The sequence below is a fragment of the Pseudomonas sp. MOIL14HWK12:I1 genome (assembly GCF_000510705.1).
In the GTDB taxonomy this organism is placed as follows: Bacteria; Pseudomonadota; Gammaproteobacteria; order Pseudomonadales; family Pseudomonadaceae; genus Chryseomonas; species Chryseomonas oryzihabitans.
The window spans coordinates 193,027-205,400 of record NZ_KI783307.1; the positions used below are offsets into that span (position 1 = coordinate 193,027).

General features: G+C 66.7%; 12 protein-coding genes. 2 read left to right on the forward strand and 10 right to left on the reverse strand.

All coding sequences use genetic code 11. The features are described from left to right. Nucleotides 1-70: 70 nt before the first annotated feature. The 8 genes from PSEK12I1_RS0110840 to PSEK12I1_RS0110875 all read right to left on the reverse strand — a co-directional run bounded on the left by PSEK12I1_RS0110840 (nt 71) and on the right by PSEK12I1_RS0110875 (nt 8,555). Nucleotides 71-2,017 carry a bifunctional diguanylate cyclase/phosphodiesterase gene (locus PSEK12I1_RS0110840; protein WP_027601528.1) on the reverse strand — a complete coding sequence of 649 codons (1,947 nt, stop codon included), beginning with the start codon at nt 2,015-2,017 and terminating at the stop codon, nt 71-73. A 249-nt stretch (nt 2,018-2,266) separates the two neighbouring features. Then, nucleotides 2,267-2,944, reverse strand: coding sequence for a type 1 glutamine amidotransferase domain-containing protein (locus PSEK12I1_RS0110845; protein WP_027601529.1), 678 nt, complete (start codon nt 2,942-2,944; stop codon nt 2,267-2,269). 137 nt (nt 2,945-3,081) lie between these two features. Beyond that, nucleotides 3,082-4,326, reverse strand: a complete 1,245-nt coding sequence (locus tag PSEK12I1_RS0110850) for a hypothetical protein (RefSeq protein WP_037006923.1) — start codon at nt 4,324-4,326, stop codon at nt 3,082-3,084. A 177-nt stretch (nt 4,327-4,503) separates the two neighbouring features. Continuing rightward, nucleotides 4,504-5,679, reverse strand: a complete 1,176-nt coding sequence (gene chrA, locus PSEK12I1_RS0110855) for a chromate efflux transporter (RefSeq protein ID WP_027601531.1) — start codon at nt 5,677-5,679, stop codon at nt 4,504-4,506. Between the two features lie 11 nt (nt 5,680-5,690). After that, a complete protein-coding gene (arsC, locus tag PSEK12I1_RS0110860) occupies nt 5,691-6,116 on the reverse strand; it encodes an arsenate reductase (glutaredoxin) (protein WP_027601532.1) in 426 nt (141 codons plus the stop codon). Next, complete coding sequence (gene arsB, locus PSEK12I1_RS0110865; protein WP_037006925.1) at nt 6,113-7,159, reverse strand: ACR3 family arsenite efflux transporter; 1,047 nt, start codon at nt 7,157-7,159, stop codon at nt 6,113-6,115. Before arsB ends, arsC begins: the two co-directional genes overlap by 4 nt. A gap of 79 nt (nt 7,160-7,238) precedes the next feature. After that, on the reverse strand, nt 7,239-7,562 hold the full coding sequence (locus tag PSEK12I1_RS0110870) for a helix-turn-helix transcriptional regulator (protein ID WP_027601534.1): 324 nt from the start codon (nt 7,560-7,562) through the stop codon (nt 7,239-7,241). Between the two features lie 69 nt (nt 7,563-7,631). Further along, on the reverse strand, nt 7,632-8,555 hold the full coding sequence (locus tag PSEK12I1_RS0110875; RefSeq protein WP_081737477.1) for a LysR family transcriptional regulator: 924 nt from the start codon (nt 8,553-8,555) through the stop codon (nt 7,632-7,634). A gap of 65 nt (nt 8,556-8,620) precedes the next feature. Here PSEK12I1_RS0110875 and PSEK12I1_RS0110880 point away from each other — a divergent pair, with 65 nt between their 5' ends. Both PSEK12I1_RS0110880 and PSEK12I1_RS0110885 read left to right on the forward strand, forming a co-directional pair. Beyond that, nucleotides 8,621-9,154: a GNAT family N-acetyltransferase gene (locus tag PSEK12I1_RS0110880; protein ID WP_027601536.1), complete on the forward strand. Its 534-nt coding sequence runs from the start codon at nt 8,621-8,623 to the stop codon at nt 9,152-9,154. Next, the gene (locus PSEK12I1_RS0110885) at nt 9,154-10,314 is read left to right on the forward strand and encodes an MFS transporter (RefSeq protein WP_037006927.1); all 1,161 of its coding nucleotides are present in this window, start codon (nt 9,154-9,156) and stop codon (nt 10,312-10,314) included. The genes PSEK12I1_RS0110880 and PSEK12I1_RS0110885 overlap by 1 nt, the downstream gene beginning before the upstream one ends. 10 nt (nt 10,315-10,324) lie before the next feature. Here PSEK12I1_RS0110885 and PSEK12I1_RS0110890 read toward each other — a convergent pair whose 3' ends face one another. Further along, complete coding sequence (locus PSEK12I1_RS0110890) at nt 10,325-11,638, reverse strand: PAS domain-containing methyl-accepting chemotaxis protein (protein ID WP_027601538.1); 1,314 nt, start codon at nt 11,636-11,638, stop codon at nt 10,325-10,327. Between the two features lie 101 nt (nt 11,639-11,739). Further along, entirely contained in the window at nt 11,740-12,189 is a 450-nt protein-coding gene (gene mntR / locus PSEK12I1_RS0110895; RefSeq protein ID WP_027598278.1) for a manganese-binding transcriptional regulator MntR, read from the reverse strand. Nucleotides 12,190-12,374 lie beyond the last annotated feature (185 nt).

Genomic DNA, 12,374 nt, shown 5'->3' on the forward strand with positions numbered 1-12,374 from the left:
GAGGAGACAGGGTTGAATCAGGGGTTGTCGACGAGACATAAGTGCAAATTGCACTCGACCTCTCGACAGATCAAACCTCCAACACCTTCTCCAAATGCTCCCCCTCCAACCAACCCCTAATGTCACTCGCCCGCATAGGCTTGGCGAACAGATAGCCCTGGGCCCTGGCGCCGCCGAGGTTTTTCAGGGCGTCGAGTTCGGCGGTGGTCTCCACCCCCTCCACGATGCATTCCAGCTGCATGTCCTGGCACAGGGCGATCAGGGATTTGACGATCTTGAAGCTGGCCGGGTCGAGGTGGAGGTCTGTGACGAAGGTGCGGTCCACCTTGAGTTTGGTCAGCGGCAGTGCGTGGATCTGGCTCAGGCTGGAATAGCCGGTGCCGAAGTCGTCGAGGGAGATGCCGCAGCCCAGTTCGCGAAAGCGGCTGATGGCGCGCTGGGTCTGGGGCAGGTCCTGGATGGCGGCGGTTTCGGTGATTTCCAGGTCGAGACAGGCCGGGTCGAACGGGCTGCGCTTGATCAGTTCGACGATCTGTTGAGCGGCTTCCTCGGAGGCACAGTCGTGGGCGGAGAGGTTGAAGGCCAGGCGGATGCCTGCAGGCCAGCGCGCGGCCGCGTTCAAGGCCTTGTTCAGCAGCGGCAGGGTGAGGCGATTGACCATGCCGACACGCTCGGCGGTGGAGATGAAATCACCCGGCGGTACGTTGCCCAGTTCCGGGCTGTCCCAGCGGGCGAGGGCCTCGAAGGCCACGGTCTGCTTGCTGTGGATGTCCACGATGGGCTGGAAGACCATGTAGAACTCGCGCTCCAGGTCAGCCCGGCGCAGGGCCTGTTCGGTCAGGCCTTCGCGGTTGAGTTGCTGGCGATGGGCGGTACTGAACAGGCAGGCCGTGCCGGGGCGGTGGCGCTTGCTCTGGTACAGGGCGTAGTCGGCGTATTCATAGACGTCCGTGGCGGAAAAGGCCTGGTCGGGAAAGGTCGCGAGGCCCAGCGAGCCACTGATCTGGATGGGCAGGTCCACCAGCAGGAAGGGCTCGCGCAGGCTGGCGCAGACCCTTTCGCCAAACGCGCGCAGCTGCTCATCGTTCAAGACCCCGGTGATGATCAGGCTGAATTCATCGCCGCCCAGGCGGGCCAGGTGGACGTCTTCGCCCAGCAGCCTGCTCAGGCGTTGGCCGACCTGATGGAGCAGCCGGTCACCCACGCTGTGGCCATAGAGGTCGTTGACCGGCTTGAAGCCGTCCAGGTCGATCAGGCCCACGGCCAGGCGGGTCCCCTGGGCGCGCGCGTCGGCCAGCAGCGTATCGAGGCGGGAGAAGAATTGCCGCCGATTGGCTAGGCCGGTCAGGCTGTCCTGGTTGGCCAGCTTGAGATTTTCCTCGCTGAGTTTCGCCGTCTGCGCCTGCATGTTCACCAGGCGGGTGAAGTCGCCGTACTGCGCCTTGAGGATGACCAGCATGGCGATGGACACCAACAGGACGTCGATCGCCGTGGCCACGAAGGTGCTGATGGTGGTGGAGGCGAAGAACACCACGAAGGCGGTGTTGACCACGGCGGTGGTGGCGAGGGCCGCGGGCAGCAGGTGCATCATGCAGAAGATGCAGCCGATCACGGTGATCGCCATGTAGAAGCCCACATGCGCCTGGGTATAGCTGTCGCCATAGGGAAACAGCGCCAGCGCCCAGGCGGTGAAGGCCGAGGCCACGAAGGGCGCCAGCCGGTTGGTGCGCTTCAGGGCCGTGAGCATCTGCGTCGGACTGCGCGGCTGATTGCGCGTGCGGAACCACTCGGCCGCGCGGATCACGCCGAACAGTGTCATCACCAGCGGGCAGTAGAGCACCAGCCAGCGTGGCGCGACGGCATAGTGGGTGCCGGCCAGCATCAGGGTGTTGGTCAGCAGGATGAAGTACATCATCGGCAGCTGGCGCGACAGCGCAAGGTATTGCGCCTTGACCAGGCCAGGATTGTCCTTGGGCACGGACATCAGGGCGCGCAGGCCGAGCAGGAGTCTCTTCATCGGGCAGGGCTCTGAAAATACGACCAGGTAATAGCTTGCACGGAATATCCTTTCCAGCCTGGGCGGCGCAGGGCTAAGGCTGCGCTCATGAGAGGCTGTCGGCTGGCGCCAGGAATTCTGCAATCTTTACGACTAGTGGCACCTGGGCAGCAGAGCGGGGGCGCCGCGCGGAAAACTGCGGTGCGCAGGCGTTGGCGGGGGAGCAGTAAAAAGCCCGCCAGTTGGCGGGCTTTTTCAGGTGCGCAGTTCTTAACCCAGCTTGGTCAGCAAGGCGTCCGCCGCGGCTTCCGAGCTGGCCGGATTCTGGCCGGTGACCAGGTTGCCGTCCTCGACCACGAACTCGCCCCAGTCCGGGCCCTTCTCGTAGCGGGCGCCGAGCTTCTTGAGTTCATCTTCCACCAGGAAGGGCACCACGTCGGTGAGTTGCACGCCGGCTTCTTCGCTGTTGGTGAAGCCGGTGACGGTGCGGCCCTTGACCAGCGGTGTGCCGTCGGCGGCCTTGACGTGGCGCAGCACGCCGGGCGCGTGGCAGACCAGGCCGAAGGGCTTGTTGGCCTGGGCGAAGGCTTCGAGCAGGGCGATGGAGTCGCGGGATTCGGCGAGATCCCAGAGCGGGCCGTGGCCGCCGGGATAGAAGACGCTGTCGTAGTCCTCGGCCTGCACCTCGGCAAGTTTGACGGTGCTGGCCAGCGCCTTCTGCGCTTCGGGATCGTTCTTGAAGCGTTCGGTGGACTCGGTCTGGGCGTCGGCGGCGTCGCTCTTGGGGTCCAGCGGCGGTTGGCCGCCGGCGGGGGAGGCCAGGGTGATCTCGGCACCGGCATCCTTGAAGACGTAGTAGGGAGCAGCGAATTCTTCCAGCCAGAAGCCGGTTTTCTTGCCGGTGTCGCCGAGCTGGTCATGGGAGGTCAGGACCATCAGGATCTTCATCTCGGTTTCCTCTTGCACGCGGGGTGGGTGTGGTTAGACAGACCCCGGATGCGTCCGGCTAGTGCCCCTGAGAGGCCAGCGCTGGGAACCAGCGCTCGCTGCCCTGCCCGGAGGAAGGAGCAGGGCAGCGTAGGGGATCAGCCCCAGTTGCCGATGCCGCGCTCGCCAGCGGCGACGGTGGAGGCCACGTCGGTGAGGTCGTGCGTACCCACCAGCTGGATCAGCGAGTCCGAGGCGTCGATCTGGCCGCGGTCGCTGCCGTCATGGAAGACGTAGGTGTCCTTGCCATAGTGGAAGACCGCAGCGTGCGCGTCGCCGGTGGTGTTCTGGACCACCTGCTGCAGGGCGGCATAGAGGCTGGTCGCGCCCTTGAGTGTGGCATCCGCCACGGTGGTGACCGCCGAATCCACGAACAGCGAGGAGCCGAAGACGATCTGGTCATCCTTGGCGTTGTAGTCGGTCACGGTCACGTGGTTGGCTGCCAGGGAGCGGTTGGCAGCGGCGCTACTGGAGCCGTCGAAGTTGACCAGGCTGGAGGTGAGCAGGCTGAGGGTGTCTCGGCCTTCACCCAGGGTGACGGTGGCGCCATGGCCATAGTTGCCGCGTACCGTGGCGTTGTGGGCAGCCACCCCTTCGGTGAACAGCAGGTCGACGAAATCGTTGCCGGCACCGGCCTTGATGACGATGTCGGCCTGCTGAATATGGGCGCCGATCTGGTCATTGCCGGCGCCGCTGTCGACGGTAAGGGTCTTGACCCGGCAGTTGCTCAGGGCGGCCACGCTGTCGAGTTCCGGCGCGGCGATGGTGCTGACCTGAATCAGGTCGTTGCCGCTGCCGGTGGTCACGCTCTTGAGGAAGGCGCTCTGGCTGGAATAGAGGTGATCCAGGCCGTGCTCGTAGCCATTGAGGAAGTCGATCGACAGGCCGGCGGTGGACTTGGAGCCGTCGAAGGTCTGCAGGCCGTCGAAGTTGTTGAGGGTGATGATGTCGCCTTCGTGGAACTGGTTGTCAGCGGTGTCGGTGAGGCTGACGGTGAGCTTGGTGATGCTCGAATCCAGGGTGCTGTCGCTGGCGGTAGCGCCGCGGGTATGGCCGTCGAGACGCGTCAGCTGGCCTTCCCAATGCCCGGTCAGGGTCAGCTCGTTCAGGGTCGAGCCGGCCGCATAGTGGGGGCCCTTGGCATCGAAGGTCTTGGCGAAGCCAACGTATTCGGGCGCGGTATTGATGTCGAGGGTCAGCCGCGGCTGGCTCTGGAAGGCGTAGTAGGTGACGCCGTCAGAGATGCCGGCCGGCTTGGCGGGGGCGGCGGTCAGCGGCGCCTTGGTGGTGGCGGCAGCGGTGAACAGGGGAGCGGGGGTGTCCAGGGGGTTCTTGTAGGTCATTGCGGTCATCCTTAATGCAGGTCAGGCCTTGCGCTCGCTGGACACGTTCTCGCGCAGGGCAAGACGTTTCACACAGCTGAACGTCACGCCGACAGTGCCTAGCTTTCCACGGAGCTACAGCGAACCACGCCGCAATTTCATCGGGCCACTAGTGGGATGCCGCTAAACGGTAGTGCGCTAAAAGTTCAATAGGCAGACGATTAAGGCGACCAGCAGCGCGATCAGCACCGGTGACCAGCGGGTGCGCAAGAGCAGCGCCAGGGCCAGGGCCGCCAGGACGACATCCGTCAGGCTGCGGATCGCCCCCGTCCACACCGGATCGTAGAGCGCCGCGAGCAGCAGACCGACCACCCCGGCGTTGAGTCCGGTCAGCAGGCGTTGCCAGCCGGGGTGCTGGCGCAGCGACTGCCAGAAGGGCAGGGCCGCGAGCAGCAGCAGGGCGCCGGGCAGAAAGATCAGCAGGGTCCAGAACAGGCCATTGAGCCAGGCGGGCAGGGCCGCGGGTACCAGGGTCCCCAGGTAGGCGACAAAGGTGAACAGCGGTCCGGGCACCGCCTGGGCCAGGCCGTAGCCGGCCATGACCTGGCTGTCGCTGACCAGGCCGCTGGGCACCACCACCGCCTGCAGCAGCGGCAGCACCACGTGGCCACCGCCGAACACCAGGGCGCCGGCGCGATAGACACCCGCGGCCAGGTTGTCCCAGACGGGTAAGAGCAGCAGCGGCAGCAGGAACAGCAGCAGTGCGACGACACCCAGGCGCCGGGAGAGTCCCGTTTGCAGGCTCGGGGCCGGCGGTGTGGCGGCGGGCGCCAGGGCCAGGCGTCCGACCAGGGCGGCCAGACCCAGGCCCAGCAGCTGGCCCACCGAACCGGGCAGCCAGAGCGCCAGGCCGGCGGCGACCAGCGCCAGGATGCGGCGCGAGGTATCCGGGCAGAGGCTGCGGCCCATGCTCCAGACCGCCTGGGCCACCACCGCCACGGCAAAGACCTTGAGCCCATGCACTGCGCCCGAGTCGGCCAATCCCGGAAAGTGGGCGAGGCCCAGGGCGAACAGGATCAGCAGCAGGGCGGAGGGCAGGGTGAAACCCAGCCAGGCCGCCAGCAGACCCCAGCTACCGGCGCGCCCCAGGCCCAGGGCCATGCCGACCTGGCTGCTAGTCGGGCCGGGCAGCAGCTGGCAGAGCGCGACCAGCTCGGCATAGGCGGCTTCGTCCAGCCACTGGCGCCGCGTGACGAAGGCCTGGCGGAAGTAGCCGAGGTGGGCGATGGGGCCGCCAAAGCTGGTGCAGCCCAGGCGCAGGAAGATCAGGAAGACCTGCCAGGCGCTGTCCTTATCGCGGGCGATGTCGCGCATGGCGGCCCCGATCAGCCACGCGGCGCCGCAGAGGGAACTACCACCTCGCCATCTTCCTTGACGAAAGGTCCACGCTGCGGCTCGGGCAGGATCTCCAGTACCCGTTCCGAGGGCCGGCAGAGCCGGGTACCCAGGGGGGTCACCACGATCGGTCGATTGATCAGCAGGGGATGCTGCAGCATGGCGGCGATCAGGGCCGCGTCATCCAGCTGCGGATCGTCCAGGCCCAGCTCGGCGTAGGGCGTACCCTTCTGACGCAGCAGCTCGCGCACCGGCATGCCCAGGTCGGCGATCAGCCGCTCCAGCTGCGCCCGGTCGGGCGGTGTCTCCAGGTAGTGGATGACCGTCGGCTCGACGCCGCTGTTGCGAATCAGGCCCAGCACGTTGCGCGAGGTGCCGCAGGCGGGGTTGTGGTAGATCGTGATGGTGCTGGTCATGGAGGGTCTCGACGGTGGGAAGCGGCACCCCGTTCGTACCAGCCACGCGAGCCGTTCACCAGGCGCACGACCAGCAGCATCAGCGGTACCTCGATAAGAACGCCCACCACGGTAGCCAGGGCGGCGCCCGACTGGAAGCCGAACAGGCTGATGGCGGCGGCCACCGCCAGTTCGAAGAAGTTGCTGGCGCCGATCAGCGCCGAGGGACAGGCCACGCTGTGGCTCTCGCCCACCAGGCGATTCAGCCAGTAGGCCAGGGCCGAATTGAACAGCACCTGGATCAGGATGGGCACGGCCAGCAGGGCGATCACCAGCGGCTGCGCCAGGATGGCCTCGCCCTGGAAGGCGAACAGCAGCACCAGGGTTGCCAGCAGGGCGGCCATCGAGAGAGGGCCCAGACGGGCCAGGGTGCGGTCGAAGGCGGCCTGACCCTGGCGCAGCAGCGCCCGCCGCCAGAGCTGGGCGAGGATCACCGGCAGCACCAGGTAGAGAACCACCGAAAGCAGCAGCGTGGCCCAGGGCACCGTGATCGACGACAGGCCCAGCAACAGGCCGACGATGGGGGCGAAGGCGAAGACCATGAGGGTGTCGTTCAGCGCGACCTGGGACAGGGTGAACAGCGGATCGCCCTGGGTGAGTCGACTCCAGACGAAGACCATGGCGGTGCAGGGCGCCGCTGCCAGCAGGATGAGCCCGGCGATGTAGCTGTCCAGCTGCTCCGTCGGCAGCCAGGGCGCGAAGAGCTCGCGAATGAACAGCCAGGCGAGCAGCGCCATGGAGAAGGGCTTGACCGCCCAGTTGACGAACAGGGTGACGCCGATCCCGCGCCAGTGCTGGCGCACCTGGCCGAGGGCGCTGAAATCCACCTTGAGCAGCATCGGCACGATCATGATCCAGATCAGCAGGCCGACCGGCAGATTGACCTGGGCCACCTCGATCCGGCCGATAGCGCGGAACAGGCCCGGAGCCAGCTGGCCAAGGGCGATGCCGGCGAGGATGCAGAGCGCGACCCAGAGGCTGAGATAACGCTCGAAGGTGTTCATGGCGGGTGCTGCCGGGGGGCAGGCGGGGGGACTGTGCATGGCGGGCCTGGTCTTGTGGTTGGCGGTGGAGGGACGGAGGTCAGCAGGAGCAGCGCGGCGATTCGCTGACCGCGCAATCATCGCCAGCGCAACAGTGCTCGGTCAGGTAGCCGAGCAGGGCATTCATCTGGTCATAGGCCGCGCGATAGATGAGATTGCGGCCCTGCTGTTCCACCGAAACCAGACCGGCATTGGCCAGTTCCTTGAGGTGGAAGGAGAGGTTGCTGCGGGCTACCTCGAGCTGATCGGCCAACTGGCTGGGGGTAAGGCCGGTCGTGCCCGCGACCACCAGGGCGCGGAAGACCTTCAGGCGCTGGGCGTGGGCGAGGGCGGCGAGGGCGGAAACGGCAAGCTCTTCATTCATGGTTCAATAGTACAAGGATCGTTGAATCATTGAATGATAGGGCGTGGTGGGCGTCTGGTCGAGCCCTTATCAGCGGCGCAGCTGTCGCAACGCTTCCAGTACCTGCTGCAGCGGGCGACTCAGCGGTTTGTCGCGGCGCAGCACCAGGGCCAGGGTGCGGGTCAGGGGCGGCGTCAGTGACTGGACCTGTAGTCCGTGGCGATGGTGCTCGGTGGCCACGGCGATGCCGGGCACCAGGCTGTAGCCGAGGCCGGCGGCCACCAGTTCCTTGAGCGCTTCGATGCTGCCCAGCTCCATCACCGGTCGACTGGCCTGGCCGGCGCGGCGAAACCAGTCGTCGATCAGCAGCCGGGTGCTGCTGCCGGTCTCGAAGGCCAGCAGCGGCGTCTCGGCCAGGTCGGCTGGCGCCAGCGCGCGCGCTGGCAGGGGACTGGCGGGGGGCAGTAGGGCGACGAAGGCATCCTCCAGCAGGGGTTCCACCTGCAGGTTGCGACCGCTGGCGGGCAGGGTGACCAGGCCCAGGTCGAGGCGGTTGTCTTCCACCGCCCGCAGGACGTCCAGGGTGTTGCCGGTGCTGACCCGCACATCCAGCTGCGGAAAGCGCTGGCGCAACTGGCCCAGCAGTGGCGGCAGGAGATGGATGCAGGCGGTGGCGCCGGTACCGATGGCGACCCGGCCGGCGACCGTCTCGCCATGGCTGGCCAGGGCCTGCAGGGCCTGGTCCACCGCGGTCTGGATCCGTTCGGCGTGATCCAGCAGCAGACGGCCCGCGGCGGTGGGCTTGAGGCCGCGCCCCAGGCGCTCCAGCAGCTTGAGACCCAGGCGCCGTTCCAGCTGGCGGATCTGCAGGCTGACCGCCGGCTGGCTCAGCCCCAGGCGATCGGCTGCGGCGGAAAAGCTGCCGGTGGCGACGACCTGGACGAAGGTCTCCAGCTGAGTGAGGTTGAGGTCGGCCATTCCAAGGTTTCGCTTATACCAGTGATAACCGAGCATAGCTTTATCTTTGGCTGGCCGTCCCGGCATGATCGCCTTATCGATCCCATAAATGGACCTTTCCCGTGAACACCGCTCTGCTGTTGCGCGATGCCACCCCTGCCGATCTGCCGGCCATCCAGGCCATCTACGCCCCGCATGTCCTGCATGGCTGCGCCAGCTTCGAGCTGGAACCGCCGGACCTCGCCGAGCTGGGTCGTCGCCTGGCCGCGGTGCGCCAGGCCGGGCTGCCTTACCGGGTGGCCGAGCTGGAGGGCGAGGTGGTGGGCTATGCCTATGCGGTGCTCTATCGCCCGCGACCGGCCTATCGCCATACCGCGGAAGACTCGGTGTACGTGCGTGACGGCCTTGGCGGCCAGGGCATTGGCCGCCGCCTGCTGGAAGAGATCGTCGCGGCCTGCACGGCAGCGGGCTTTCGCCAGCTGGTGGCGGTGATCGGCGACAGCGCCAACCAGGGCTCCATCGCCCTGCATCAGCGGCTGGGCTTTCGCACCGTCGGCACCTTCGAGGCGGTGGGCTTCAAGCACGGGCGCTGGGTGGACACGGTGCTGATGCAGCGCAGCCTGGGTGAGGGCGAGCGGACCCCGGGTACGCGCTGATGACGCCGATGCCGAGCGATCGCGCCATCTGGCAGCTGGGGCTGATGCAGTTGCTGGCCTGGGGCCTGGCCTTCTATCTACCCGGGGTCTATGGCCCGGCGATGGCCGCGGGGCTGGGCTGGGACGCGCGCTGGGTCTATGGCGGCTTTTCCCTGGCGATGCTGACCATGGGCCTGGTCTCGCCCTTCAGCGGCGCGGTGATCGAACGCCTTGGTGGCTGTCGCACCCTGCAACTCGGCCTGGTGCTCGATGCCCTGGGCTGCCTGGGCCTGGCCGCGGCCCAGTCGGCGCCGCTGTTCTACCTGGCCTGGGTGACCCTGGGCGTGGGCATGCGCCTGTCGCTGTACGACGCCGCCTTCGCCACCCTGGCGCGGTTGGCCGGTGAGCGGTCGCGGGCGGTGATGGTGCGCATCACCCTGCTGGGCGGGCTGGCCTCGGCGGTGTTCTGGCCACTGGGGCATTGGCTGCTGGAGTTGTTGGGCTGGCGCCTGGGGCTGGTGGTCTATGCCGGCATCGCCCTGGCCGGGCTGCTGTTGCTTCTACCACTGCCCAATGTGCGGGGGCGCCTGCCCAGTGCCGAGGTGCCCGTCGCGGCGGCGGCTGGTTCGCCACGCCTGGCCGGGGTGCTGTTCGCCACCGGGATGGCACTGATCGGCTTTCTTTCGGCGGGACTGTCGGCCCATCTGCCGGCGCTGCTGGCCGAGCGTGGGGTGCCGGTGGGGGTGGCGGCGCTGTGGGGGATCGGTCAGGTCTGCGCGCGGCTGGCGGAACTGGCCTCCGGGCAGCGGCTTTCGGCGCGCCAGCTCAATCTGTTGCTGGGCCTGGGCCTGCCGCTGAGTTTCGCCCTGGCGCTGGCGAGCGAAGGTCACCTGGGCCTCACCGCCGGCTTCGTCTTTCTCTATGGCGCCCTCAACGGCCTGGTGGCGGTGCTGCGAGCCAGCCTGCCGCTGGAGCTGTTCGACCGGGCGCTCTATGCGCGGCTGACCGGCAAGCTGCTGGCGCCGAGCTTTCTGCTCTCGGCGGCCGCGCCCTGGTGCTATGCCCTGGCGCGAGAGAGTTGGGGGGATCGCGGTCTGCTCGGGTTGTGCCTGCTGGTCAGCCTGGGCGTGACCCTGGCCGCGCTGGGGCTGCTCGGCCGGCGGCGTCCGGCGCCGGCCTGAGGCGGGCGCGCTAGTTCAGGCGGCGGGCGAACTGACCCACCGCACCCACCACGCGCTGGGCGCCGTCCTGGATTTCGGTGATGCGGGTGCCGGCGGCATTGGCCAGTTGCAGGCCCTGTTCCGCCTGGTGCTTGCTCGCTGCCATGTTGGCGACCGCGGTCTGCGCCAGCTGCTGGTTCTGCTGCACCACGCCGACGATCTCCTCGGTGGCCTTGCTGGTACGGCCGGCCAGTTGGCGGACCTCGTCGGCCACCACGGCGAAGCCGCGACCCTGTTCACCGGCCCGCGCCGCTTCGATGGCGGCGTTGAGCGCCAGCAGGTTGGTCTGTTCGGCGATGCCGCTGATGGTCTTGACGATGGTGCTGATGACCAGCGACTGCTCGCCCAAGGCCTCGATGCCGTTGGAGGCGACCTGTAGCTCCTCGGCGATCTTGCGCATCACCGAGACGGTGTTCTGCACCACCTCGGCACCCTGGCGGGCGCTTTCGTCGGTCTGCTGGGAGATGTCGAAGGCGACCTTGGCCGCCTCGGCCACCGCCTGTTCCTGTTCCACCTGCTCGGTGATCACGGTGGCGAATTTGACCACCTTGTACAGCTCGCCACGGGTGTTGAGCACCGGGTTGTAGGAGGCCTCCAGCCACACGGTACGGCCATGGCTGTCAAGGCGCTTGAAGCGACTGGCGATGAATTCGCCGCGATTCAGCCGCGCCCAGAACGCCTGGTATTCGGCGGAATTGGCTTCTTCGCTGGTGCAGAACTGCCGGTGGTGCTTGCCCTGGATCTGCTGCAGCGAATAGCCCATGCCCTGCAGGAAGCGGTCGTTGGCGGTGAGCACCTCGCCGGCCAGGTTGAATTCGATGACCGCGGTGGATCGCAGCAGGGCGTTGATCAGCCCGGAATGCTCGGTGGAGGTCTCGACCTGTTCGGTACGGTCGTTGCCGTAGCAGATGGTCTTGTGGATGCGGCCGTCGGCGTCGCGCAGCGGCTGCCAGGTGGCATAGAGCCAGGCTTCCTGGCCGTTGGCCCGCAGCAGGCGGTACATGCCGCTGGTCTGGTTGCCCTGGCTGAGCGCATTCTTGAGGTCGCGATAGCAGGGCAGTTGTTTGACGTATTCCGGAATGAAGGCATCCAGCGGACGTCCCACCACGTTCTCAGCGCGATAGCCCATTTCGCGGCAGAAGCGCTCGTTCACCCGCTCGATGTTGCCGCGGTCATCCACGGTAAGACTTAGCGCCTGGCTTTCGAAGCCGGCGTGCAGCTGACGCAATTCGGCGACCTCGGCGCGCAGTTGGGCGAGTTCGGTCTTGAGAGGGCGATTGAACATGGCAGGACACCAGGAAGAGTGAAAGTATGACTTCCACTACTTCGACGGTGCCAGGATTTTCTTAAGGGAAGCGCAGCGACTTTCGACTAAAGCCGCAGCCGTCAGGCCTGACGACTGGCGATAAAGCGCCGGAAGACTTCCAGGGTGGCCTCGCTGACATGGTGCTCCATGCCTTCGGCATCGCGCCGCGCGGTATCGGCGTCCACGCCCAGGGTCAGCAGGAAGGTCTCGACCACATGGTGGCGGGCGCGACTGGCTTCGGCCAGGGCTTCGCCCTCGGGGGTGAGGAAGACGCCGCGATAGGGGCGCTGCACGATCAGGCCGGCGGCGGCCAGGCGCTTGAGCATCTTGGCCACGGTCGGCTGGGCCACACCGATGCGCGCGGCGATGTCCACCTGACGGGCTTCACCGCCGTCCCGGATGAGGTCGGAAATGAGCTCGACGTAGTCTTCGATCAGCTCCTGACGATGGGCTTCGCGGACCTGTTGAAAACCTTCCATATGAATGGATGGATCGACCAACCGATTCAGCAGTTCGTCGTCCTTTGTCATGTTGCCCACCTGAATGACCTTCTCCGCAAAGACCTGAGGCGCGTCGAGAGGACGCGATCGGGCGCCATTTTGACCGAGTTGCGGGCGAATACCAAAGATTCCTTCGCCAATGGGCGTTATCGACGGATGAGATAGAGATTTTTTATTGCTGGATGTGTGAATTTTAGCCTAGGCTAAATTCTCCA

What these genes read in the sequence shown, in the direction of transcription:
- PSEK12I1_RS0110840 (WP_027601528.1), bottom strand. Translation starts at nt 2,017, where the DNA reads ATGAAGAGACTCCTGCTCGGCCTGCGCGCCCTGATGTCCGTGCCCAAG.
- PSEK12I1_RS0110845 (WP_027601529.1), bottom strand. Translation starts at nt 2,944, where the DNA reads ATGAAGATCCTGATGGTCCTGACCTCCCATGACCAGCTCGGCGACACC.
- PSEK12I1_RS0110850 (WP_037006923.1), bottom strand. Translation starts at nt 4,326, where the DNA reads ATGACCTACAAGAACCCCCTGGACACCCCCGCTCCCCTGTTCACCGCT.
- chrA (WP_027601531.1), bottom strand. Translation starts at nt 5,679, where the DNA reads ATGCGCGACATCGCCCGCGATAAGGACAGCGCCTGGCAGGTCTTCCTG.
- arsC (WP_027601532.1), bottom strand. Translation starts at nt 6,116, where the DNA reads ATGACCAGCACCATCACGATCTACCACAACCCCGCCTGCGGCACCTCG.
- arsB (WP_037006925.1), bottom strand. Translation starts at nt 7,159, where the DNA reads ATGAACACCTTCGAGCGTTATCTCAGCCTCTGGGTCGCGCTCTGCATC.
- PSEK12I1_RS0110870 (WP_027601534.1), bottom strand. Translation starts at nt 7,562, where the DNA reads ATGAATGAAGAGCTTGCCGTTTCCGCCCTCGCCGCCCTCGCCCACGCC.
- PSEK12I1_RS0110875 (WP_081737477.1), bottom strand. Translation starts at nt 8,555, where the DNA reads ATGCTCGGTTATCACTGGTATAAGCGAAACCTTGGAATGGCCGACCTC.
- PSEK12I1_RS0110885 (WP_037006927.1), top strand. Translation starts at nt 9,154, where the DNA reads ATGACGCCGATGCCGAGCGATCGCGCCATCTGGCAGCTGGGGCTGATG.
- PSEK12I1_RS0110890 (WP_027601538.1), bottom strand. Translation starts at nt 11,638, where the DNA reads ATGTTCAATCGCCCTCTCAAGACCGAACTCGCCCAACTGCGCGCCGAG.
- mntR (WP_027598278.1), bottom strand. Translation starts at nt 12,189, where the DNA reads ATGACAAAGGACGACGAACTGCTGAATCGGTTGGTCGATCCATCCATT.